Origin of the sequence: Nostoc sp. JL23, from assembly GCF_017115065.1 — a bacterium.
GTDB classification, from domain to species: domain Bacteria; phylum Cyanobacteriota; class Cyanobacteriia; order Cyanobacteriales; family Nostocaceae; genus Nostoc; species Nostoc punctiforme_A.
Window position 1 is genome coordinate 38,181 of sequence record NZ_JABXKN010000067.1, and the last position, 24,091, is coordinate 62,271.

At 42.2% G+C, this 24,091-nt stretch carries 17 protein-coding genes; 7 read left to right on the forward strand and 10 right to left on the reverse strand.

Annotation, left to right across the window (positions count from 1 at the left end):
- The first annotated feature begins 527 nt into the window (after positions 1-527).
- Positions 528-1,490: a general stress protein gene (locus HWQ42_RS13525; RefSeq protein ID WP_292812767.1), complete on the forward strand. Its 963-nt coding sequence runs from the start codon at positions 528-530 to the stop codon at positions 1,488-1,490.
- A 280-nt stretch (positions 1,491-1,770) separates the two neighbouring features.
- Here the strand turns inward: HWQ42_RS13525 and HWQ42_RS13530 are convergent, their stop codons facing one another.
- Together HWQ42_RS13530 and HWQ42_RS13535 are read right to left on the reverse strand one after the other, a co-directional pair.
- Entirely contained in the window at positions 1,771-3,285 is a 1,515-nt protein-coding gene (locus HWQ42_RS13530; protein WP_292812768.1) for an MlaD family protein, read from the reverse strand.
- 94 nt (positions 3,286-3,379) lie between these two features.
- Positions 3,380-4,162 carry an ABC transporter ATP-binding protein gene (locus HWQ42_RS13535; RefSeq protein WP_292730696.1) on the reverse strand — a complete coding sequence of 261 codons (783 nt, stop codon included), beginning with the start codon at positions 4,160-4,162 and terminating at the stop codon, positions 3,380-3,382.
- Positions 4,163-5,096: 934 nt separating this feature from the next.
- On the opposite strand from HWQ42_RS13535, the gene HWQ42_RS13540 reads away from it, so the two are divergent.
- Positions 5,097-6,137, forward strand: coding sequence for a low specificity L-threonine aldolase (locus HWQ42_RS13540; RefSeq protein ID WP_292812769.1), 1,041 nt, complete (start codon positions 5,097-5,099; stop codon positions 6,135-6,137).
- A gap of 395 nt (positions 6,138-6,532) precedes the next feature.
- Positions 6,533-8,995, forward strand: coding sequence for a DHH family phosphoesterase (locus HWQ42_RS13545; RefSeq protein WP_292812770.1), 2,463 nt, complete (start codon positions 6,533-6,535; stop codon positions 8,993-8,995).
- 123 nt (positions 8,996-9,118) lie between these two features.
- Here HWQ42_RS13545 and HWQ42_RS13550 read toward each other — a convergent pair whose 3' ends face one another.
- The 8 genes from HWQ42_RS13550 to HWQ42_RS13585 all read right to left on the reverse strand — a co-directional run bounded on the left by HWQ42_RS13550 (position 9,119) and on the right by HWQ42_RS13585 (position 17,784).
- The gene (locus HWQ42_RS13550) at positions 9,119-10,465 is read right to left on the reverse strand and encodes an NAD(P)/FAD-dependent oxidoreductase (RefSeq protein WP_292812772.1); all 1,347 of its coding nucleotides are present in this window, start codon (positions 10,463-10,465) and stop codon (positions 9,119-9,121) included.
- 286 nt (positions 10,466-10,751) lie between these two features.
- Positions 10,752-11,540 (reverse strand): SDR family oxidoreductase, encoded by a 789-nt coding sequence (locus tag HWQ42_RS13555; RefSeq protein WP_292730705.1) that lies wholly within the window; start codon positions 11,538-11,540, stop codon positions 10,752-10,754.
- A gap of 18 nt (positions 11,541-11,558) precedes the next feature.
- Entirely contained in the window at positions 11,559-12,380 is an 822-nt protein-coding gene (locus tag HWQ42_RS13560) for an NADPH-dependent oxidoreductase (RefSeq protein WP_292812774.1), read from the reverse strand.
- A gap of 113 nt (positions 12,381-12,493) precedes the next feature.
- Entirely contained in the window at positions 12,494-13,612 is a 1,119-nt protein-coding gene (locus tag HWQ42_RS13565; protein WP_292812777.1) for a sulfonate ABC transporter substrate-binding protein, read from the reverse strand.
- A gap of 256 nt (positions 13,613-13,868) precedes the next feature.
- On the reverse strand, positions 13,869-14,630 hold the full coding sequence (locus HWQ42_RS13570) for a class II aldolase/adducin family protein (RefSeq protein ID WP_292730711.1): 762 nt from the start codon (positions 14,628-14,630) through the stop codon (positions 13,869-13,871).
- The gene (locus HWQ42_RS13575) at positions 14,614-15,288 is read right to left on the reverse strand and encodes a hypothetical protein (protein ID WP_292812779.1); all 675 of its coding nucleotides are present in this window, start codon (positions 15,286-15,288) and stop codon (positions 14,614-14,616) included. Before HWQ42_RS13575 ends, HWQ42_RS13570 begins: the two co-directional genes overlap by 17 nt.
- Before the next feature lie 54 nt (positions 15,289-15,342).
- Positions 15,343-15,552: an RRXRR domain-containing protein gene (locus HWQ42_RS13580; protein WP_292812782.1), complete on the reverse strand. Its 210-nt coding sequence runs from the start codon at positions 15,550-15,552 to the stop codon at positions 15,343-15,345.
- A gap of 537 nt (positions 15,553-16,089) precedes the next feature.
- Entirely contained in the window at positions 16,090-17,784 is a 1,695-nt protein-coding gene (locus HWQ42_RS13585; RefSeq protein WP_292812784.1) for a pseudouridine synthase, read from the reverse strand.
- A 622-nt stretch (positions 17,785-18,406) separates the two neighbouring features.
- Between HWQ42_RS13585 and HWQ42_RS13590 the strand changes: the two genes are divergently transcribed.
- From HWQ42_RS13590 to HWQ42_RS13605, 4 genes are all read left to right on the forward strand, one after another.
- The gene (locus tag HWQ42_RS13590) at positions 18,407-20,260 is read left to right on the forward strand and encodes a response regulator (RefSeq protein WP_292812786.1); all 1,854 of its coding nucleotides are present in this window, start codon (positions 18,407-18,409) and stop codon (positions 20,258-20,260) included.
- A complete protein-coding gene (locus tag HWQ42_RS13595; RefSeq protein WP_292812789.1) occupies positions 20,257-22,875 on the forward strand; it encodes a PAS domain S-box protein in 2,619 nt (872 codons plus the stop codon). Before HWQ42_RS13590 ends, HWQ42_RS13595 begins: the two co-directional genes overlap by 4 nt.
- A gap of 24 nt (positions 22,876-22,899) precedes the next feature.
- Positions 22,900-23,277 carry a response regulator gene (locus HWQ42_RS13600; RefSeq protein ID WP_292812791.1) on the forward strand — a complete coding sequence of 126 codons (378 nt, stop codon included), beginning with the start codon at positions 22,900-22,902 and terminating at the stop codon, positions 23,275-23,277.
- A gap of 115 nt (positions 23,278-23,392) precedes the next feature.
- Positions 23,393-23,800: a response regulator gene (locus tag HWQ42_RS13605; protein WP_292730725.1), complete on the forward strand. Its 408-nt coding sequence runs from the start codon at positions 23,393-23,395 to the stop codon at positions 23,798-23,800.
- Positions 23,801-24,091 lie beyond the last annotated feature (291 nt).

A 24,091-nucleotide genomic window follows, 5' to 3' on the forward strand; every position in this document is an offset into this window, starting at 1 on the left:
TACACAAGCCTTTTAACTATACAAATGAATATTACTTATTCTATGTATCGATCTCTTCTGCCTACGGACAAAGCACAAGTAAAGTAAAGTCAGCCTTTAGGAAGGTTTTATTAAACAGGTAGTCCATTAAATCACACAGAATTCCCGGACTACTTATAGAGAAAACCACAGTCAGGACAAAAGTGAAATTTCAAACACGTAATTTGCATTCCATGACCAAGCTCTCAGGATTTGGGATATCAACACAGGGGAATGTCGTTATGTCTGCGTTGGAAATACAAATTTAGTTGAGGCTATCCCGTGTCATTCACTAATAATAATTCTGCATCAGTTAGGGATCTTCTCATCTTGGTGTATTCACTTTTTGACTTGCACCGTTGAGGTATTATTGCCTACCTCATGAGCGAAAGAATGTATTTTATTACTAAGGATAGTTTTGAGTTGAACCAACTCGTATTTAATATAGCAAGTACTGAAGAATCAACTTTGTCAGTGATTAATCTTTTCCCTGCGACCAAGGAGTAATTATGGTTTTAATTCAATATCAACGTGCTGTAGGCGTATTTACTCATCGGATAGATGCGGAGCAGGCAATACATGAGTTGAGAGATTCTGGCTTGGCGATGGAGAAAGTATCTGTAGTTGTACAAAATTCAGATCGTAATCATGAAATTACTGATAATGAAGTTAAAGAGGGCACTGGTGATAAAGCTGACGAAGGTGCAACAGTAGGAGGGCTTTCAGGTGGCGCTGTTGGTGGGTTAACTGGTTTATTAGTGGGTCTTGGGACTTTAGCAATCCCTGGAGTTGGCCCAATAATGCTGGCTGGGGCAGCGGCAACTGCTTTGGTTACAACCCTTGTTGGGGCAAGTATTGGTGCTGCCACTGGGACTTTTGCTGGTGCATTAGTTGGTTGGGGAATATCGTCAGAGCAAGCTAGAGCATATAACGAGCGAGTAGAGGACGGACACTATTTAATAATTGTGGATTGTACATCTTTTGAAATTGCTAAAGTACAAGAAATACTACAGCGTTGGGGTATTGAAGAGTTTGGTATTTACGAGCATCTTAACAGTGAATCTGAAGCTACAAATTCTCTGACCACAACAACTTCTGCTACTGCCATTCCTAATAAAAGTGGGATGATGTCTAAATATAGTGTTAGTTGCTTTAATAGCATAGCTAATGCTGAAGCGGCAATTAAGGATATGTGTATCGCAGGTTTTTCAGTAAACCAAATTTCCTTAATTTGCAAAGACTTTTCTCAATTCCTTGGGTCAACAGGCATTAATTTAAGTGAACGTTTTGATGCTATGAGGTTAGGAATAGCAGATGAGTGGGCACGTTTTTACAATGAGCAAATAGAGCAAGGAAATTACATACTTATCGTTAGTGGCACAGATGGTGAGCAAGATATAGCTAGGTCTATTCTGTTTAATTATGGGGTTCAAGAGTCTCAAATTTATGACCCAATGTTAATTCGTTCTTAAAAGCGGGTGCTGTCATGAATGGGAGCAAATTTATTTGAGTTTTGGCAGATACAGCAGAATTCAGAATGGGCTACGCCCCGCTGCGCTAACAAGATTAAAATACGCTTTATATCTGGGTAACAGATTTAGCTTGTGTAGCTCACCAACTTGAAATCTGCTGTATCAATAAGCAATGGGTTTTGCAGCCTAAAAACTCTACTATGTAAACAATCGACACCTTTCAAGGTTATGGCGAGTGGTGTCGATGAGCTTCAACACATTTACCTGATAGTAAAATATCTTACTTAAAATTCTCAACAGTTTGGCTTTGCTCAGGGTCAGCAGTGAGCGAAGTTGAAGGGTCAACCTGTATAGCCTCTTTCTTCGTCTCCAGTTCCTCCCGTTGCTTGCCGTAATCCCGCAGCTGCTTCAAAAGGTTTTCTTGGGATGAGTTTGGGATAGACGGACTGGGATTTGGTTGAAGGTCGGTGTCGGTACTTGCAAAATTAGCCGCTGAGGGATTCATTTCGTAGACTCGTAGCGACTTGTCATTAAACATCGCCTGTTGGGTTGGTGCTGGGGTAAGAATTAGATTCTTTGGTTTGCTCACAGCAGCTTTTACAGAATCTAGAGTAGTAGCAACCTGCACTTGTTGCTGCATCTGTTGTGTAGAAGATACTAAACCACTTAAACCATTCACCAATTGCCGCAGATTTTTACGGAAATTAGGATCGCCTGTCAATTCATCTAAATCAGATGTAATTTTTTGGGTATTTTCAAAGGTTACTCGTGCTGAATCTAAAGTTTGTTGCAGCAACACCGCATTCTTTGGATCGTTTAAGGTTTTAGAAGCATCGCGTAAATTAGCTGAGGCTTGGGCTGCGTTTGCTGAAAGCGTTTCTAAATTGTTGAGTAATTCTCCTTGAGTCAATCGATTGACAGACGGTGATAAGCTACTGACTGTAACACGCAATTGGTTGCTGGTTTCGGTGATATTGTTCAATGCACCAACGAGCGTCGAACGATTTGTTGTCAACAAATTATCCAGGTTGTTCAGCAATCGATTTGCTTGAGTTGCAGTTGCACCGAATTTATTGACTGTTTGATTTGCAGATGTATTAAGTTGGTTTGTCGCCCGTTGCACTGAATTAGCCGTAGCGGAAAAGGTACTAAGTTGTAGTTGTAAGCTTTTGGTCAAACCTTGTAAATCCTGACTTAGCTCACTAAAACTTGATGCTGCGCCTGTGGTAGTTTCTAGAACCCTATTGACATTTCTATAAAATTTTGGATCATTGTAAGCACCGGCTAGCTCAGTTGAACTACGAATTAGTTGATCAACACTGATACCAACCTGACCTTTTAACCGAGAGCCATTACAGACTATGAGGCTGGTATCACAACTTTTATCTAGGGGTTTAGCAGTCACAACCCCAGCAGGCAAGGTTGCTTTTGGTGTGATGTCGATAATACTTTCGCTAATTAATCCACTTTGATTAGCTTCCACTACAACATTACGGGGAATAATGAGGTCAGCTTGGGCAATTTCAATCTCTACATCAATGGCATTTGCGCCTGGTCGAACGTGGGAAATAGTTCCTACCTTAACGCCACGATAGCGAACTGCTGCTCCCTTTTGCATACCGCCAGCGTTGGCAAATTCGACAATAATTTTGTATGAACGGCCAGCAGCGGTGAATCGATTTAACCACAGAAAGAGTAAGCCAAATACCCCTAGTCCTAGCAGGAGTAATAACCCCACAGAACCTTCTCTAAATGTTCGCCCAGACGCGAAGCGGCTTGTCATAAGACCTCGCATTTTTTTGCCTCCACCAACAACCAATAACCAATTAGGAGTTAAAAGTTAGGAGTTAGTAGTTAAATTTAACTCTTTACTCCTGGCTTTTAAGTTTCTAGCCGGCGACTTTAATCGGGCCTTGAACACTTCCACTGATAAATTGTCTGATCAAGGGATGTTCTGTGTTGTATATTTCACTAACTGTACCTTGCCACTGCACTTTACCTTCATAGAGAAATATAAGTCTATCAGATGTACGGCGGATAGTGCTGTCCTGGTGGGTAACAACGGCGTATGTACTACAAACTCCATGTAAACATTGCAAGTGGCGGATTAAATCTTCGATTACTGTCGAGGCAATGGGATCGAGTCCGGCCGTTGGTTCGTCGTATAGTAGAACTTCTGGCCCTTCACTGGGATTATCAGGGTTAGACATAATCGCACGGGCAAAACTTACCCGTTTGCGCATTCCCCCGGAAAGTTCGGCTGGGTAGAGGTGGCCTATTGCTGGTAAACCTACCATCTCCAATTTTTCTTCTACCAAATCTCGGATGCGCGATCGCGGCAGCTTTGAATTTTGATAAAGTAAAAATCCCACATTTTCCTCCACTGTCAGCGAATCAAATAGGGCTGCCTGCTGAAACACCATACCAATGCCAACCTGCTGTCCGCCATCCTCAATCAAACCCTCTCGCCGCACTCCTTGCACATAAATTTCTCCTTCATCGGGACTAAGTAACCCTGCCATGACTCGTAAGATGGTTGATTTCCCAGTCCCTGATGGCCCAATAATACCCAGTGCTTCTCCCCGGTAAACGGTCAAGTCTACATTATCTAGAACTTTATGGCTACCAAAGGACTTAGAAACACCTTTCAGTTCAATCAATGGTTCAGTCATTAGTTATTAGTCATTGGTCATTGATCATTGGTCATTAGTCAGTAGAAAATAAACAAATGACTACTGAGAACTAACAAAGGACAAATATGCCAAATAGTGATTTCATACTTACTTAGTAAAAAATTATTATTGTATAGTATATTATAAGTACATAATTAGCATTCTGATTAGCAAACTTTATTTTTTTAGCATAATATTTAGTTATTTGCGATGTTTATCGTCTCAAAATACCCTAAACACAAGGCTGACGAAGACACCGTAGTAATTAAACATCTCAGTGATGTCAACATAAGATTCCAGTTTTCTGTACACATCAGCAAAGTCATTTATCTATTATTAAGATCCTACTTAACTTTATAACAACTCAGGTTGAGACAAAATAGAAAAATCAGATTTAAGTTGTGAAAATCAAAAGGATTAGACTCGCTATTTTTTATATAAGTCAAAAACCTTGTTTTTCATTAATTATTAACTATAGTTATAAAAAATTAGCCTCTTGCTATCCAAAGTTATTGGAATTAGCAGAATTATTAATTGAAGAATAAGTTAGAAGTCAGAATCTAGACGCGACGCTCGTTCGCCCTTGGCGTCTCCCCTTGGGAGAAGACTCGCTAACGCTACGCTATCGCCCTTAGCGTCTATACTCGCTACCGCGGACTCGCTCTCCGTTGCGCTATCAGTCGGGGATTTAGACCAGCCACTGAATTGTTGCATCACTAAATCGTTTGCGCTGCGTCTCTGAAAGACAAGATTTAGTGCGGGTATTAAACCCTTTGATTCATCCGCTAGGGGCACAAAATAGCCAACTGAATTCTGGCTCCTAACACCTGAATTCTGTTTTGATTTAATAGCATTACTCGCCAATGCATTTGGCAAAGTCGAAAATTATTTACTAGTATTGTAACAATTACTGTTAAAAATCAAAGTAGAAATTATGAGTAGCCAATTAGAACAGTTTGCAAGTGATAATTCCTCTGGTATTTGTCCTGAAGCACTGGAATATATGATTAGGGCAAATCAAGGTAGTGTTCCAGCTTATGGAAATGATGAATGGACTCAAAAAGCAACAGATTATTTTCGGGAACTCTTTGAAATTGATTGTGAAGTATTTTTTACCTTTAACGGCACAGCTGCAAATTCTTTATCTTTAGCTGCTCTTTGTCAGTCATATCACAGCGTCATTTGCCATGAAACATCTCACATAGAAACAGATGAATGTGGCGCACCTGAATTTGCATCTAATGGCTCTAAACTGCTACTTGCTCACGGTAAAAATGGCAAATTAACATCAGACTCTATAGAGTCAATTGTCACCAAACGCACTGATATTCATTATCCTAAACCTAAAGTTATTAGCATTACACAATCAACTGAATTAGGAACTATATATTCTATTGAAGAACTTTTAAGTATTAAAGAAGTTGCAAACAAATATAACTTAAAGATTCACATGGATGGCGCTCGTTTTGCAAATGCAGTTGCCGCTATGAATAAAAGTCCTGCTGAAATTACTTGGAAAACTGGGGTGGATGTATTGTGTTTTTGTGGCACCAAGAATGGAATGGCATTAGGTGAAGCCATTCTTTTTTTCAACAAAGCATTAGCAGAGGATTTTGATTATCGATGCAAACAAGCAGGTCAGTTAGCCTCAAAAATGCGGTTTATTTCTGCTCCTTGGTTGGGTTTATTGGAAACTGGCGCTTGGCTAAAAAATGCCAGACATGCTAATCAATGTGCTGAATACTTAGAAAATCAGCTATTAAATATAGAAGGCGTTGACTTGATGTTTCCTAGAGAAGCCAACGCCGTATTTGTGAAATTACCTGAAGAAGTCATTCACAGCTTAAAAGCCAAAAACTGGCAGTTTTATACATTTATTGGTGTGGGAGGAGTACGTTTTATGTGTTCTTGGAACACTACTCAATCAAGGATTGATGAGTTGATTGGTGATATTAAAAATTCAACAATGAAATAAGTGCAGCAATCCTAAAATTTAATACGATTCAGTTAAGGATTATTGGTGTAGATAATTGGTCTTTCAAGACGCGATAAATCGCGTCTTTACATGAGGGTTTTGTTGCTTATTCTCAACTGTATTGTTTTAAAATTGCTTCAACTTATTATAAATTATAATGTCAGCGTTTACTTGGTATGTAACTTCAACGGCAATTTTGATTGTTGCCACAAACCTGACGTTTATATCAATCAAAACTTCATTTAGTAATTGAACACTCACAGTAGTTCCGGTGAAGAGGTTAGAAGAGATTAACAGTATTATCAGTATTGACTCTTCTAAAAGTCAACTTCACAGATTTACAAATTATCATTGTATTTGAAGAGTTTTAACTTCTAAATCCTAACTTTGTTTGTATGCCAGAACAACAGCAGTGGACTATAACAGCAACTGAACAACCACCAGAGTGGTTTATCCAAGCAGTGAAACAGTATACACCTGCATCAAGTGGACTGTATGCAGCGCAGTTGTTGTGGCAACGGGGTATTAAAGATCGTCAACAATTAACAGCTTTTATCAACTATAAAGTTTATCAACCAGCAAGTCCCCTTGAGTTTGGGCAAGAAATGCATCTAGCGATCGCACGCTTGCAACAAGCATATAATACTAAAGAGAAAATCGCCATTTGGGGAGACTTCGATGCCGATGGTATTACCGCTACATCGGTACTTTGGGATGGATTGGGACAGTTTTTCGCTCAAAATACTCAGTTAGTTTACTACATTCCCAATCGCCTGAAAGAATCTCACGGACTTAATAATCAAGGAATTGATAACTTAGCAAAACAAGGTTGCAAATTAATTGTTACTTGCGATACAGGTAGCACAAATGTTGAAGAAATTATTTATGCCAAACAGCTAGGTATAGATGTAATAGTTACAGACCATCACACTTTACCAGCCGAACGCCCACCGGTTGCAGCGATTATCAATCCTCGCTATTTTCCAAAGGAACATCAGTTATTTAATCTTTCTGGGGTGGCGGTAGCTTATAAGTTGGTGGAAGCACTATATCAAAGTCTGCCCAATGTTGCAAAATATCCGTTGGAGGATTTATTAGATTTAGTTGCAGTTGGATTAATTGCCGACTTAGTGCAGTTAAGTGGAGATTGTCGCTACTTAGCACAGATGGGAATTCAACGACTGCAAGAAGATTTTAAACAGCCAGCAGCAGCACGGCGGCGGCCAGGGGTAGGAAGATTATTAGAATTGTGCCAGAAAAGTGGCGATCGCCCCACAGATATTTCCTTTGGTTTGGGACCAAGAATTAACGCCGTTAGTCGCATCCAAGGTGATGCTAGTTTCTGCGTGGAATTATTAACTAGTCGCGATGTCAAACGTTGTAACGAACTCGCCGAAGTTACAGAACTCGCCAACGCCCGCCGCAAATCTTTACAAAAAGATGTGCAAGCACAAGTAGCGCAAAAACTTACCCAATTAGATTTATCAACCACCAGCGTCATTGTCTTAGAAGATGCCCAATGGCCTGCGGGTGTATTGGGCTTAGTTGCGGGACAGGTAGCACAAGAAACAGGACGCCCGACGATTTTGTTGAGTACGGAAGGAGCAGGGGAGCAGGGAGCAGGGGGCAGGGAGCAGGGGGCAGGGGGAGAAATTACTTCTTTATCTTCTAACTCAGAACGGGCTGAACGCCCCGCTAACGCTAACAGCACTCAAAACTCAGCACTCGTATTAGCTCGTGGTTCCGCTCGTTCGGTGAATTCTGTCGATTTATACCAGCTGGTGAAAGAGCAAGCACATTTGTTACATCGCTTTGGGGGACATCCCTTTGCAGCTGGTTTGAGTTTGTTGGTGGAGAATATTCCTTTATTTACGGCGGCGATTAATCAGCAGTTGCGGCAATCTTTAGGTAGTACAACTCTAACGCCGACCGTGCAAGCAGACTTGACGGTAACGGTAGCCGACTTGGGGAAAGAGTTATTTTTGGAACTGAAACTGCTAGAACCTTGTGGAATGGGTAATCCTGTTCCGAAATTGCTAATTCAAAACTGCTGGTTTGAAAATTCTTGGCATCGCAATCAGCAGGATTGGCAAGGGAAAAAGGTACAGTACATTAAAGCTGAGTTTGATATTCGGGATGATTCTAGCAGAAGTGCTTTTCCTGGCTTATGGTGGGGACACTATAAAGATGAATTGCCCGTAGGAAGGTGTGATTGCATAGCAGAACTAGACTACAACACCTTCAAAAAACGTTATGAAATCAGATTAATTGCCGTGCGTTCTTCTGCTAACTCAGCACTCAATGCCCCGCTATCGCTAACACCCTTCATCCTAGACTTACGGAATCAGGAACACTCAGCACTCAGCACTCAGCACTCAGCACTAATTATCGAAGATTGTCCCACAAATTGGGATGATTTACGTATGTGGTTGCGGCGATGTTTGGCGATCAGCCGCTCTAAGTCTGGGCTTGAGAATCAGCAACAATTAGCGATCGCTTGGTCTAAACCTAACCATCAACCACCTAATCAAATTTGGCTGACTCTTGTTGGAATTGCCAAATATCTCAGTCGCACAAATCAACTAGTTACCCGCGGACAACTTTTAGAGAAAATCGGCGTCAGTGACCAAACCTTACTTGTCGGCATCAAAGCCTTAAAATACTTAGGGTTCACAGTTCAACGACAAGACCGTTCTTTACAATTCACCTGGAATCCAAACGATAATGCCGAAAACTTTGCTGACGAAGCAGTTGCACGATTTTTAGCTGCTGTTCGAGAAGAACAATTTCAGCAACAGTATTTTGCGGAAGTGCCTTTGTCTACGATTGTTGCGATCGCCAGCTATGACAGTAAATAATTTAAAGGGTTTATAGTGTTCGCTACACAGCCTCTTTCCCCCTGCTCCCCTGCTCCCCTGCTGTCTAAATGATAAGTCTTTAGCAGGACACGATATGAGTACTATCGGGTGCGAACCCTGAAGTTAAAGAGGTGTCCCAGAAGGCTCTTGCACCCTCTTGTTAACAGTTTTTGCTTCTACAAAACCATCTCTACCTGTAATCAATCTAGAGCGACGATTACGAGTAATATAATTCCATGCCCACTGAATTGCTACTACTATTTTAGTGTCAAACTCGATTAAGAAGTAGATGTGAATTACTAGCCAAAAGAGCCAAGCAATGAAACCTTTGAGTTGGACTAAGCCTAAATCTACAACAGCTAAATTTTGCCCAATCATCGCCAAAGTACCTACGTCATTGTAACGAAATTGTGGCAAAGTCTCACCTTTAAGCCTGCGTTTAATGAGTTTAGCTACATACTCTCCTTGTTGTTTGGCTACAGGTGCAACACCAGGTAAGGGTTTACCATTTTGATGGGAAAAGTTGCTTAAATCTCCCACTACAAAAATGTTTTTATAACCCTTGATAGACAAGTCTGGTTCTACAATCACACGTCCTGAGCGATCGCACTCTACATCTGTACTTTTTGCTAGGGCTTTCCCTATAGGCGAACCTTGAACACCAGCTGCCCACAAGATAGTTTTTGAGGTAATTTCTGTCAATTCATCGCCTTGCTTGAAAGTAACGATGTTATCTTCAATCTTTGTCACTCTGGTGTTAGTGTAGACAGCCACACCCAACTTTTGCAAAGATTCTGCTGCTACTTTCGATAATTCTGGTGAAATGTGTGGGAGGATGCGCTCGCCCCCTTGCAATAGTAAAATACTCGCTTCTGAGGTGTTGATGCTACGGAAATCTTCTGTAAGAGTTTGGTATGCCAATTCTGCGATCGCACCGGATAATTCTACACCAGTGGGCCCACCCCCGACAATCACAAAAGTCAACAAAGCACGGCGTTTTTCGGGATCGGTTTCTTTTTCTGCCGCTTCAAATGCCGAAAATATCTGGCGACGCATTTCTATGGCATCTTCAACGGTTTTCAAGCCAGGAGCAAATTCTTTCCAGTTATCTTTACCAAAATAGGAATGGTTAGCACCTGTGGCAACAATTAATGTGTCATAAGGTACTACTTCATCACCCAAAATAACTTGTTGCGCTTTTGGATCGATATCATTTACCTCTCCCAACAGCACTTTTGTATTCTTGCTTTTGCTGAATACAGATCGTAATGGTGCAGAAATATCAGCAGGTGATAGCGTACCTGTGGCAACTTGATATAAAAGCGGCTGAAATAGGTGAAAGTTACGTTTATCAATGAGAGTAACATTTACATTTGCTTTCTTCAAAGCTTTTGCTGTATACAGTCCACCAAAGCCGCCACCAACGATAACAACCCGATGTGGTGCATTCTTTTCAAGTGAGACTTCCATCAGAAATATTTCCTTGTGTTAAGAGCTTGTAACTATTCTTAACAAAGATGTAACAGCATTATGATACTGGTTGCTGTCTATTTAGAACATTTGAAAAAATGATGAAAGTAGTCAAAGTTAGTTTTTATCGAGGAAGGCAGTGTTTCGACTACGCTCAACAACCGGGCAGGGGGCAGGGGGCAGGAGGAAAACTGCCCGACGCTGGATGACTCACTACCGCTATGCTATACGCCAGTCGTACAGAATTAATTCTAAATTCTGAATTCTGTTCGATGGATCAAGCCACTCAAAATGTACTTTGAATAATTCCGCCATCTACTTGCAGCATGACTCCATTCACAAATGAGGCTGCTGGTGAACTCAGAAATACTGCAACATTGGCAAACTCTTCTGGTGTCCCCATACGACCCAAAGGGACTGTCCCATTGATTCTAGCAATTTCTGCTTCTTTAGTTTCACCATTTTTAGCGATGCGGGCGTTAATTAATTCTTCCACCCGTTCTGTATATGTCCAGCCTGGTAAAATGCTATTGACGCGAATTTTATCGCTACCCAGTTCTTGGCTAAGAGTTTTCGTTAAACCAATCACTGCTAATCGAATGGAATTAGATAAAACCAGATTTTGGACTGGTTGTTTAGTTGAGGTTGAGGTGATGGTCAGAATTGCTGGTGCGGTAGATTGGCGTAAGTGAGGTAGAGCGTACTTTACCAGACGTACCGCACTCAGCAAAGTCAAGTTGAGCGAAGTTTCCCAAGTTGCCAAATCGATATCGTCAAAAGTACCAGCAGGTGGGCCTCCGGCGTTGGTAACGAGGATATCCAACCCGCCGAATTTTTCTACTGTGGCATTAATTACTCGTTCAATATCTTCTTGACTGGTAACGTTGGCACGCAGAGATAGCACTTCTGTACCTGTTTCGCTTTCAATCTCCGCAGCCGTTTTGTCAATTAACTCACTGCGCGCGCAGATGGCAACTTTTGCACCCTCACGGGCAAATTGCCTCGCTGTAGCTTTGCCCAAACCTTTACTAGCAGCTGTCACTAAGGCAACTTTGCCACGGAGTTGCAAATCCATAATCTTGATTCTTCTTGTTTACAATAATTTAAAGCCAAGGTTATTGAGGACTTCACGCAAGCGATCGCGTCCTCTCAATGATTCTACAGTGGCGATGCGCTGGGCTGAGTGTTCTGACCAATCACCAGCAATATTCATCTTTTGTTCAGTATAAAATTCTTTGATGATGTCGTTGTAGTGAGCGATCGCTTCTTCTTGTTCTGCTAATTTATAGGTTTCACGATGCAGTATCGCTGACTGGGGTAAGCGTGGTTTAATTGCTGCTTCTACTTCAGGATTTGGATAGCCCACACACAGCCCAAATACAGCATACACAGAGGAGGGCAAATTCAATATCTGTGCTACCTCTTGCGGGCGGTTCCTGATTCCGCCGATATATACTGTTCCTAAACCAAGTGACTCAGCCGCAACTGCTGCATTTTGCGCCGCCAACGTTGCATCGATTGTTGCCATCACAAACATTTCCAAATATTCCAGCGCATCATGAGATATGCCGCGACTGTCAGCAACGTGACTTAGACGCGCCAAATCTGCTAACCAAACCAAGAATAAAGGAACCTGCTTAATATGTGCTTGGTTTCCCGCCAGCTTGGATAACTCCTCTTTGCGCTGTTGATCTTCGACTGCTACCACACTCCAGGTTTGTAAATTAGAGGAAGTAGATGCAGATTGGGCGGCTGCAATTAGCAACTCCAGAGTTCCCGGTGGTAAAGGATCAGATAGATAAGACCGAATTGAACGGTGAGATAGTAGTGCTGTTAGTGAATCATTCCATGCAATTTCGGGGTTGAAGGGAATTTCACCGTAACGCGATCGCAGTAGTTCTGTAGGATTAGTCATAATCAATTCCAAGATTTACATTTCCAAAATTGTCAGTTGTTTTATTACTAACATCAATCCCATTTGTAGGGAGATACATCTGTACATCCCTACAGCCGATTCATTGTACTAGTTTAAGTTTTTGGTGCAAATGCAGCATATTCTTCTTTTGTCAACACTGCATCCTTCACATTTACCTTTTTGGGAATTAACTTCAATTTGTAATATGTATCTGCAACACCTTGTTGTAGATTTATCAAATTGTCGTCAATTGGTACAATCCCAAAAGTCCGCCTATTAGTTGCTTTTTTCATCGTTTCTACATCAATTCCTAACACCGGGGCGAGAGTTTTAGCTACTTCTTCTCGATTCTGTTTAGACCATTCTTCAAGATTTTGAATTTCCTCTACTATTGCCTTGACAGTTTGGGGATTTTCAGTAACAAATTTGCGAGTCATCAAATAATATCCTCCCTGTTTATTAATCCCTGTGCCATCAATCAAGACTCTAGCTTTAGTTGCCTCTTGAGCCGCAGCATAAAATGGGTCCCAAATTACCCAAGCATCTACACTCCCTTTTACAAATGCAGCACGGGCATCAGCCGGAGCCAAATATTTAGGTTCAATGTCTGTATATTTCAATCCAGATTTTTCTAAAGCTTGGACTAACAATAAGTGGGCACTAGATCCTTTTTGAAAGGCAACTCTTTTGCCCTTCAAGTCAGTAACTTTTTGTATTTGCGAATTTTGAGGAACAAGAATTGCGGAACTAGCCGGAGTAGCCGCAGTACCAATAACATAAGTTAGTGATGCTCCCGCAGCTTGGGCAAATATTGGCGGTGATTCTCCTACGGGGCCGATGTCAATACTGCCCACATTCATCGCTTCTAGTAGTTGTGGCCCCGCTTGAAATTCAGTCCACTGTACAGTAATACCTTCTGGCGCTAAACGCTTTTCTAAAACACCTTTAGTTCTCAGCAAAATGGTCGATTTTTGATAGCCAAATCTGACTACTGTTGCTTTACTAGAAGCAGAATTACTAACAGATGTGGCACTGGGATTAGGAGCATTAACAATCGGTGTCGATGAACAAGCAGCAAATAGCAGGCTCAAACAAAGACCTGTAACAAAAGCCCCCACTGTTGGCAAAAGAGAAGAAAAGATTAATTTATGCTGGTTGTTAAAGGGGATATTCTTGAATTTTATCAACGATATCCACTTGGGAATTAAGCGGCGAAAGATTTGGTTAATCATCAAAATGATTTCTCTGAACTATAGCAATACTATAAACTTATAGGTTTACCGGAGTATATAAATAAATTTAGATTAAATTGACAATAAATATCTGGGAGGCGGAGTTGGAGCTACTCCGCTCAGTTCAGTTACCCTGCTCTTAAGCAAGCTACAGTCAGGGTTTAAATCCTCTTATGTAACTCTCTTCTCTAGGAGATGCGGCACGAATAATTTTGAATTTTGAATTTTTAATATCCCAATACCAAAAAACACAGCACTAATTTAGCAAATCAGGTTCTTCGCGCACAATCCGATCGTAAAGGGGCTGGAAACTGAACCACCCACTGATATGTGACCCCACTTGAGTTTGTGTTAAACGGGCTGTTTCGTGTTTGATACTAGTTGGTCTACCCGCAGCTTCAGCAAGCAGTTGGGCTTGGCACGATCGCTCTAAGCTAATGTACCAAAAGGCAGCTTCATCAACTGTATGTCCCACAGTTAAAATGCTGTGGTTACGTAAAATAATAGCTTTCTTTGGCCCCAAGGCTTGCGCCAGTCGCTGACCTTCAGAAGTTTCTAAAACAACACCTGTAAAATCGTCAAACAGGGCATGGTCTTCGTAAAAAGCACAAGAATCTTGAGTCAAGGGGTCAAGGAGACGCCCTAAACTAGACCAAGCTTTACCATAAAGTGAATGAGCGTGAGCTGCTGCGATGACATCAGGTCGAGCTTCATGAATCTGAGAATGGATGGCGAAAGCAGCTTGATTTACCTCAGCATCGCCTTTAACCACCTCACCTTCTCTGTTAACCAAGATCAGGTCAGAAACTCGGATATGACCGAAGTATGTGCCGAATGGATTGACCCAAAAATGGTCTGTAAACTCAGGATCGCGAGCCGTAATATGGCCTGCAATTCCCTCGCTGAACCCAAATTTACCAAATAAGCGAAAGGCAGCGGCGAGGCGTTGCTTACGGTGCAAGCGTTCGTCTTCAACTCGCTCGAATACTGGGAGTTTTGGTCTATCGTACTTGGGCATGTTCTTTTTCCTCTTCCTCTTTACAGGGAGCGTTGGAATATCCAGAGCGAAAGGATTTGACGCTGTGAGATGCTGGGATGAACTGGTGGCGCCAGACGCAACCAGTATCATTACCTAAGAGATGAATGGATACAGATGCGCTCTGGGATGTGGTTTTGACGGCGTGGATATCACCATCTGGGGGTAAGAGGCAGTAGATATCTTCCGGTTGAAGGCTACGCACTTCAGTTATTTGTAATTGTGCGTGTCCTTCGTCATCACCGCTATCTACACGGCGATAGACTGTTTCTTCTTGATTACCCTTGTATAAACCAATCAAGCCCCAGGCTAGATGATCGTGGACGGGAGTTGTTGAACCTGGGGGAATTACCAAACTGAATACTGACAGCGAACGGTCTTTAGCGCGATAAAGCAGCCACTGACCAATACCGCCACCCATCCGGCTTTCGGGATTGACTTGGGCAAACTCTTCCGGTAGCCATTCCTGTTGAGCAAGGAGTTCTTGAAAATAGGGTTCTAGTTTGGCGAGAGTTTGTGTGCGATCGTCAACAGTGCTAGCGCTAATTTCCCGCACTGTTGCTACAAAGGATCGTAGTTCCTGGCTCTCAATAAACCATTGGTCTTCTGGTAACGGTTCTAAAATAGTGTGGTTCGTCATCTATAATTCCTCTGTTTAGGAGGCGACTAAGATTAACTAATTACGAATTACGAATTACGAATTACGATTTATTTTAATACCAGGATGAATTTTAAAGCCAAGTTGCTCAAGTTTTAGATGAGAAAGGGACTCCTTCAGAATGATAGTAAAAGGATATCGCTGGAATACAGTAGCTTTACCTTGTGACAATAGCAGCCTAGCATGGCTGATGCGTACTGGATATAACGGTTGTTTGTTTGCATCGAGAATGAATACTTTAGTCATATAATTTTGAATTTTAGATTTGCGATCGCCAGATTAGGATTGGGGACTGGGCACAGGAGGCAGGGAGCAGAGGGGCAGAGGGGAAAAACGTACTGTATGCAACTTTTCCTCTGCTCCCCTGCTACTTTTATAAAAGGAGAACACAAGAATGAGAATCTAGAGATCAACTCCATAACTCTCGTCTTTAACGCTCATTTGGTTATTTCCAAGGAATAAATCATCCAATTTTGTGGGGTGTCTCACAATCATTTCTAGTTGGATATTTTTATTGGGAAGCCTCTTAGCAGTTATATTAATTTCTGTAACTACTATAAATCGGTCGGATAACCGTTGAATTAACTACAAGCAGAAATTATCACATACAAATTTAAAAAGCAATAGGCTAGCTGTTAGGGGAGATAAAGCTTAGTTTTACCTCTTTGGGTTTCTTGGGATTTCAAGGAATTAAGCTGATATACAGCAGAATTCAGGAGTAAAACAGGTAACAGACTTAGCTTGTGTACCTCACCAACTTGAAATCTGCTGTAATATGACTCGTCAAAATGGCGTAATTGCTTGTAAATGCAGGGTTTTTTCTAACTGCGGATGGTCGAAGCGAAGTTCTCTGGCGTGCAGATGTAACCGACTAGTAACTGCACGGCATCCATAAAGGCGATCGCCTAAAATAGTTATCCCAAGTCCTCGCGTATCAGCAGCATGAACTCTTAACTGATGAGTACGTCCTGTTAGTGGCGTAAATTCTACGCGGGTGTAGTCTCCTTCTCTCGCCATTACCTGGAAGTGTGTCAAGCTGGGTTTACCTTGCTGCCAATCAACTTTTTGCTCAGGGCGATTTTCAGGATCTCCCCACAATGGCAGTTCAATTTTACCTTGCTCAACTGTCAAAACACCGGAAAGTATGGCTTCATAAACCTTGTGAACCTGGCGTTGCTGAAACTGCTGGCTGAGTTGCCGATGGGTTTGGCGATCGCGTGCTAACAACAAAATCCCAGAAGTTTCTCGATCTAAGCGATGCACAGATACAAGTGCCATACCATCAGCTAACAAATTACGTAAGCGACTCAAGACACTATCTTGGCGATCGCGATAACGACCAGGTACCGAAAGTAGCCCAGCAGGTTTGTTGACAGCAATCAGCCATTCATCTTCATAAATAATAGGTAAAGTGACCTCTCCCCAAACCCCTCCCCTGATAGGGGAGGGGCTTCTTACTCCCCCTTCCCTTGCAGGGAAGGGGGCTGGGGGGTTAGGTCTTAACCCTGAGAGCAAAAACCCCATTAATGGCTGACATCGCTCGGCACAGGCTCCATAAAATTCTCCCGGAATTTTATCCTGATTTACGGAAGATGCACCCCACCAAAATTCTGCCATTGCTAAGGGTTTGAGATTATGTGTTGCCGCATAATGCAACAGCTTTGGGGCACAACAGTCACCCGTACCAGTGGGCGAACCTCCTGGCATCAATTCTTGCAATGATTGCGATCGCCCGGAAAAGTTAGTCAGGCTGTAGCTAGCGTGCATCTGAGTTTGTAATTGACGCGACAATGCTTTACGCTGTTGTTTCAGTTCACTAATTCGCGCATCCGCCGCTGCAATTATCTGTTGTAGGGGCTGTAATATGGCATTTTGCTGGCGTTTAAGTTGTCGTCGCTCAATTCCCTGCTGACGACTTTCTTCGTCGAGTTGTTCAAGGGCTTCTTTTGTGAGTGTATTGCAGATTTGCTGACGTTTTTCTTGTCGTTGATGTTTGCAATAGCGATGGCGATCGCTCATTGCTTGTAACTGTTGCTCAAAGTCATTAGACAGCATTTCATATTGCTGGCGTTCGGTTAGTTGCTTTAAGGTAATAATTTCTTGCTTAATCGCGTCCAACTCAGCCAAAGTACGGGTTTCCTCAAAAGCAACCTCATCTCTTCCCGGAATTGGTGGCACCCAGCCCTCAACCACACTGCAACCATTCAAAAGACCAGAAAAAGCTTTTAGTACCCGTTGTTCGCCATTAGGCAGTTCAACTAATAGTATTCCATACATCTTACCTTCACGAGAATAATAGTCATTGTTGGCAAGATGTTGCATTAGTCCGTGAGCGATCGCTTCGGACATTGAAGTGCGGGGTAATTTTAGGCGATTGCCACTTTGCAGACAACGCCCTTCGTACCAATAGCTACAAGATGACTCAGCGATCACAAAATCGCAGTCGATGAAATCTGAAAGTTCGTGCAGAACTACCATGAATCAATTCAAAATTCAAAATTCAAAATTCAAAATTCAAAATTCAAAATTCAAAATTCAATTCAGCTACCCACAAGGGGTGGGGTTTCTAGCTACCTTGGGGAAACAAGCATTCTTTCTCTACGAGACGCACTCGCGTTCGCGCCACTTGCGGGCGAGGTTTTAAACCTTCACTTTTTTCATAAAAGGTATGATTGCAAATCTAGCTGATCCTCCTAATATATATAGCGTTAAAGTTACTTTTGCAAGATGTCTATTGTGTTGAGTGCATTTGGCAATTTGGCATCCAAAGTTTTTCTGTTGCAGTTTTAATTTATATATCAACAGGGTTACAGGGACATTGAGAAAATTCTACAAGGGATCAATTCCCGTCTCAAAATCCCACCCAATGGCCAGTTGTTGACGTTCACGCTCTCCAAACCACCTTAAGGTGGATGCAGCACAAGCGTCACCGCTTCACCACAACTGGCTAGAAATCAAACAGAAAATATATAGTACAAATGCACGGACATTGTTGTGTTATTTGTAACAATATATTAAAATTATATCAAAAGTTTGACCACGCAGAGAATGTGTCCGGCGATCGCGAAGGTGCGATAAGCATCTTCTTTTGATACGACTTATGAAAATTTTGTTGGTAGAGGATGACGTATTACTGAGTACAGCACTCTTTGAATTGTTGAATGCAAATCGTTATACTATCGACATCGCAAGCAATGGACAAGCTGGATTAGAACTAGCGCTATCGACTGAATATGAGTTGATTTTGCTGGACTGGCTAATTCCGAAACTGGATGGGATTACCTTGTGTCGGCAACTGCGATCGCAAGGCTACCGTAAATCTATTCTGTTGTTAACAGGGAAAAATTCTAATGCAGATATTGTGGCGGGGTTAGATGCCGGAGCAGATGATTACGTTATCAAACCCTTCGATCCAGAAGCATTACTAGCAAGAATTCGCTCTTTATTACGACGCAATGGGGCGATCTCATCATCTACGTTAACTTGGGGAAATCTCTGTTTAGATCAAAGTGCCGGGAGAGTAACTTATAATCAGCAGGAAATTCCCCTCACAGCCACAGAATACAAACTGCTGGAATTGTTTTTGCAAAACCCAGATCGGATCTTTAGTCGGGCAGTGATTCTGGATCGGCTTTGGGGATTTGATGATGCACCGACTGAAAATGCAGTTTCGACTCATATTAAAGACTTGCGAAAGAAACTCAAACCAGTAGGTCTGACAGAAGAATTTCTAGAAACGGTATATGGCATGGGTTATCGCCTCAAGCCTGCACCTAATCGCTCCATCTTTGTCATGGAAACGAATCAAGACGGGAAGAAAAAACCCGGCCCCAAAGATATGACTTCTGTAAATCGGGTGCTGGAGCGATTCCGTAATTCCTTTGTGGGACAGGTTGCAGTGCTGGAGCAAGCAAAAACTGCACTCTTGGCAGGGAATTTAAATGAAGATTTACAGCAGAGGGCATTGCGTGAAGCCCATAAGCTAGCAGGCTCAATGGGGTCATTCGGTTATCCAGAGGGTTCCCGGCTGGCACGGAAAATAGAGCATTTGCTGCTTGAAGATTCCTTGCTATCTCCAGAGCAAATCTCTAATTTCTCGCAACTGGTAACAGCATTACAGCAAGAGTTAACCAAGCCGGCTGTCACTTCCACTGCTGCAAACGTCCCGATGAAGCAAACTCATCGGTTGTTAGTAATTGATGATGATACTATGCTGACGGAGCAGTTACAGGCAGAAGCCGATTCGTGGGGAATCAGGATAAAAGTAGCACCAAACTTAGCAACCGCCCGATCGCTTTTTTCCTTAAAAGCTCCTGACGCTGTTTTACTGGATTTAAGTTTTACAGAAATAGAGGAAGACGGATTAATATTATTGAGCGAGATCGTAGAGCGATCGCCAAACATCCCAGTAATTGTTTTTACAGGACGAGATAGCTTGGCAGATCGACTGAGAGTATCCCGTTTAGGAGCTAGACAATTTTTGCATAAACCGGCGACAACCGAGGAGATTTTTCAGGCGATCGCTCGTGTCTTACCTCAACCTCAAACTTCCGAAGCCAAAGTTTTAATCGTAGACGATGACCCTGTAATCTTGGCTGGATTATCGGCGTTACTAACTCCTTGGGGGCTGGAAGTAATCACCCTCTCCCAATCACAGCAATTTTGGAAGGTGCTGATTGCAACATCTCCAGACTTGGTAGTACTAGATTTAGAAATGCCGATAGTGAACGGGTTAGAGTTGTGCAAAGTCGTGCGCCAGGATGCCCAGTGGGGAGATTTACCGATTTTAGTAGTTACAGCCCATATTGAACCAGAATTTCTTCAGCAAGCTTTTGCTGCCGGAGCCGATGATTTTATCAGCAAGCCAGTGCTAGGGCCAGAACTCGTGACACGGGTACTGAGCCGCATTCAAAGAACGCGTTGGCGCTCTCAGCCAGGGAAAAGTCAAGCATGATCAGAAATTATCAGCGATTATTAGCCTACGGTGTGGCTATTGGTTCAGCTGCGATCGCCCTGCTACTCTCACTCTGGTTAGAACCATTTATATCTCGAACTTTTGGTGCTTTTTTTTATATAGCTATCATCGTGAGTAGTTGGTATGGTGGCTTTCGACCAGGGATTGTTACAGTTATCCTTTCGACACTGGCAATTGATTATTTATTTATCCTTCCGCGATATCAATTCTTAATCTATCAACCACAAGAATTATTGCGGTTAAGTATCTTCTTACTGGTTGCTTTAAGTATTAACCTGATCACTAGCAATCTTCAGCACAGCAGACAAAAGATTAAACAACTTAGCCAAAAATTGGCTCAAGAAAATGCCGAGCAACTGCGGATGGCTCTTGACGAGCGCAAACAAGCACAAGAAACCCTGCAACATCAATTTGAGCAACAGCGCTTAGTGATGGAGATCAGCCAACGCATCCGGCGATCGCTCAATTTACAAGATATCTTGCAAACTACTGTCGATGAAGTGCGGCAATTTCTACAGTGCGATCGCGTCACTATCTTCCAATTTTATCCAGGTTGGGGTGGAACTACGATTGTTGAGTCTGTTGCACCAGAATGGATGCCGATTTTACCACTCCAGATTCATGACCCTTGCATTGGTGAAGAGAACGTCGAACCCTTTAAACAAGGCTTAGTCACGGCGAAAGCTGATATTTATACTGCCGGAATTAGTCCCTGTCACGTTGAATTTTTGGAAAGTCTCCAGGTGAGGGCAAATCTGGTCGTTCCCGTTTCCTTGGGAAGTGAATTGTGGGGATTACTGGCAGCTCATCAATGTGCGGCTCCTCGTGAGTGGCAATCTTCAGAAATTGCTCTGTTACAGCAGTTAGGAGCGCAGGTAAGCATTGCTATCCAGCAAGCAGCTTTGTTTGAACAGGTGCAGACAGAATTGACAGAGCGCAAACAGGCAGAAATTGCCCTGCAACAACTCAATGCCGAACTTGAGCAACGGGTGCAAGAACGCACTGCACAACTGACAGAGACGAATGATCGCTTAGTAAAAACAGTGAACGAGCAGCAACAAACCCAACTCACACTTTTAGAACAAGCGCATAAGTTGGAGCTTCAGGCTGTAATTACCCGAAATATGGCAGAAGGCATTTGCTTAATCAGAGCTGATAATTCCGTTATTGTCTATGCCAATCCGAAATTTGAGGAGATGTTTGGCTATGACTCTGGTGAACTAAATGGTCAGCACGTTTCGATTTTCAACTACGTCACCGAATCGGTAACTGCTGAAGATGTAAGTCGAGCCATTTTATCTGCCGTTTTAGAAAATGGTGAAGATACCTATGAAGTCCAAAATGTTAAAAAAGACGGTACACCATTTTGGTCTAGTGCGACGACTTCTGTATTCAGGCATCCCGACTACGGCAACGTTCTGGTTGCGGTTCACCAAGATATCACTGAACGCAAACGCATCGAAGATGCTTTACGCGACAGCGAAGAAAAATTTCGTCAGCTGGCAGAAAACATCCAAGCAGTATTTTGGATGACCGATAATCAAATTCAGCAAGTTCTATATGTGAGCCATGCATACCAAACCATCTGGCAAAGAAGTTGTGAAGACTTATATCACAACTATTCAAATTGGTTAGATGCAATTCACCCAGAAGATCGCCAGCGCGTCGAAATTGAACTCATTGAACAGATTAGAAAAGGGCAATACGATCAAAAATATCGGATTATCCGCCCTGATGGTTCAATCCGTTGGATTCGCGATCGCGCATTTCCGATCAAAAATGAACTAGGCGAGTTAGTTCGGATTGCTGGTATTGCCGAAGATATCACTGAACTAGAACAGATTAATCTGATCAAGAGTGAGTTTATTGGCATTGTTAGTCACGAACTCCGCACTCCCTTAACTGCAATTCGGGCAGCATTGGGCTTACTACAAACTGGTATCTACGACAGAAAACCAGACAAATTCAAGCGGATGATTGAGATTGCAGCCATCGATAGCGATCGCTTAGTGCGTCTTGTTAACGATATTCTCGATTTGGAACGCTTAGAATCGGATCGAGCTGTCTTAGAAAAAACCACCTGCAATGCGTCTGATTTAATTCAACAAGCAGTAGCCGTAGTGCAAGCGATCGCCAATCAGCAAAATATTACTTTTAATATCCACCCTACCAATGCTCAAGTTTGGGCGGCTCCTGATGCCATTGTGCAAACACTTACTAATTTGTTAGGTAATGCGATTAAATTCTCGCCTGCCGATTCTACTATTACCCTGAGTGTCCAACAGCAAACAGACCGCGTACTATTCCAGATCGCGGATCGAGGACGAGGTATCCCAGCAGATAAATTAGAAGCAATCTTTGGACGATTTCAGCAAGTAGATGCCTCTGATTCTCGCACCAAAGGCGGCACAGGTTTGGGATTAGCAATCTGTCGTAGTATTATTGATCGGCACGGTGGGCAAATCTGGGCTGAAAGTACTCTTAGTGTTGGCAGCACGTTTTTCTTCACTCTGCCATTGCCGGGAAATTATGCAGAGGAGCAGGGGAGCAGGGGAGCAGAGGAGCAGGGGAGGCAGGGGAGAATAAGAAAATGACAAATGACCAATGACAAATGACAAATGACTAAAAAATTGTTAATTGTGGATGATGAAGAACGAATTCGTGAATTAGTGCAAGCTTGTTTAGAAGACTTGGGAGGATGGGACACCCTGACAGCTGCATCAGGGTCAGAAGGACTAAAAATCGCCCAGACAGAACCTATTGATGCCATTCTGCTTGATGTCTCTATGCCTGACATGGACGGCTTTGCAGTCTACGAAAAACTTCAGGCAAATTCCACAACCCAAGCTATACCAGTGATTCTTTTAACAGCAAAAGTCCAAGGAAGCGATCGCGCCCATTTCGCCCAGATGGGAATTGCTGGGATTATCACCAAGCCTTTTGAACCCACCTCTATTTGCAACGAAGTTACTCAGATTCTGGGGTGGGACGATTAATTTTTAAGTTGTGTAACAAAATCTATATCTTTATTAGTTTTTTATTTTTGTAATTTATCTTTCTTGGTTACAGATAAAAGATTTTTATCTGTAACAAAAAGGTATATGAAATAAAATGAACGTGCTAGAGGAGGTAAATATAATCGGCAAAACAATATTGCTCATTGATGATGAACTGCATGTCCGTGAGATAGTAAAATTTTGCCTCCAAGATTTAGCTGGTTGGAATGTGGTGACAGCAGATTCTCCATTAGAAGGATTGCAGAATGCAGTACACCATAGTCCTGATGCGATTTTATTAGATATCTCAATCCGCGATCTAGCTAGTTTTGAATTTATGAATAAACTAAGAAATCATCCAGAAACTCAAGCTATTCCTGTAGTGTTGCTCAGTGCAAAAGCGCGATGGTTGGATTCGCAAATTTTGCGACAGTATCAAGTCGCAGGTGTAATTCCCAAACCCTTTAATCCAGTTACCCTCCCGGCTCAGGTTGCTCAATTGCTGGGTTGGGACTTTACTTGACTAAAAGATTAAACAAGAATGGGTAAAACATCGAATATATAGCAGGGTTTGTAATTACTTTGAGTACAAAAAAATCGTAGGGACGCACAGATCCCTAGTGTGTATCTCATTCAAATGAAAATTGCGATAAATTGCAGTACGCAAGTTAAAGCTTGAATTTAATTTAACGTTTTGGGTAATTTAGAATAAAATCAGATACCAAAATATAATATTACATTAAATAAGTGTATATACATAGACTGTTATTATAGTATTACTATGCTGTTCAATCGTCTATCGGGTTGTAAAATT

What these genes read in the sequence shown, in the direction of transcription:
- HWQ42_RS13525 (WP_292812767.1), top strand. Translation starts at nt 528, where the DNA reads ATGGTTTTAATTCAATATCAACGTGCTGTAGGCGTATTTACTCATCGG.
- HWQ42_RS13600 (WP_292812791.1), top strand. Translation starts at nt 22,900, where the DNA reads ATGACTAAAAAATTGTTAATTGTGGATGATGAAGAACGAATTCGTGAA.
- HWQ42_RS13560 (WP_292812774.1), bottom strand. Translation starts at nt 12,380, where the DNA reads ATGACTAATCCTACAGAACTACTGCGATCGCGTTACGGTGAAATTCCC.
- HWQ42_RS13530 (WP_292812768.1), bottom strand. Translation starts at nt 3,285, where the DNA reads ATGCGAGGTCTTATGACAAGCCGCTTCGCGTCTGGGCGAACATTTAGA.
- HWQ42_RS13605 (WP_292730725.1), top strand. Translation starts at nt 23,393, where the DNA reads ATGAACGTGCTAGAGGAGGTAAATATAATCGGCAAAACAATATTGCTC.
- HWQ42_RS13585 (WP_292812784.1), bottom strand. Translation starts at nt 17,784, where the DNA reads ATGGTAGTTCTGCACGAACTTTCAGATTTCATCGACTGCGATTTTGTG.
- HWQ42_RS13535 (WP_292730696.1), bottom strand. Translation starts at nt 4,162, where the DNA reads ATGACTGAACCATTGATTGAACTGAAAGGTGTTTCTAAGTCCTTTGGT.
- HWQ42_RS13580 (WP_292812782.1), bottom strand. Translation starts at nt 15,552, where the DNA reads ATGACTAAAGTATTCATTCTCGATGCAAACAAACAACCGTTATATCCA.
- HWQ42_RS13555 (WP_292730705.1), bottom strand. Translation starts at nt 11,540, where the DNA reads ATGGATTTGCAACTCCGTGGCAAAGTTGCCTTAGTGACAGCTGCTAGT.
- HWQ42_RS13590 (WP_292812786.1), top strand. Translation starts at nt 18,407, where the DNA reads ATGAAAATTTTGTTGGTAGAGGATGACGTATTACTGAGTACAGCACTC.
- HWQ42_RS13570 (WP_292730711.1), bottom strand. Translation starts at nt 14,630, where the DNA reads ATGCCCAAGTACGATAGACCAAAACTCCCAGTATTCGAGCGAGTTGAA.
- HWQ42_RS13595 (WP_292812789.1), top strand. Translation starts at nt 20,257, where the DNA reads ATGATCAGAAATTATCAGCGATTATTAGCCTACGGTGTGGCTATTGGT.
- HWQ42_RS13565 (WP_292812777.1), bottom strand. Translation starts at nt 13,612, where the DNA reads ATGATTAACCAAATCTTTCGCCGCTTAATTCCCAAGTGGATATCGTTG.
- HWQ42_RS13575 (WP_292812779.1), bottom strand. Translation starts at nt 15,288, where the DNA reads ATGACGAACCACACTATTTTAGAACCGTTACCAGAAGACCAATGGTTT.
- HWQ42_RS13550 (WP_292812772.1), bottom strand. Translation starts at nt 10,465, where the DNA reads ATGGAAGTCTCACTTGAAAAGAATGCACCACATCGGGTTGTTATCGTT.
- HWQ42_RS13540 (WP_292812769.1), top strand. Translation starts at nt 5,097, where the DNA reads ATGAGTAGCCAATTAGAACAGTTTGCAAGTGATAATTCCTCTGGTATT.
- HWQ42_RS13545 (WP_292812770.1), top strand. Translation starts at nt 6,533, where the DNA reads ATGCCAGAACAACAGCAGTGGACTATAACAGCAACTGAACAACCACCA.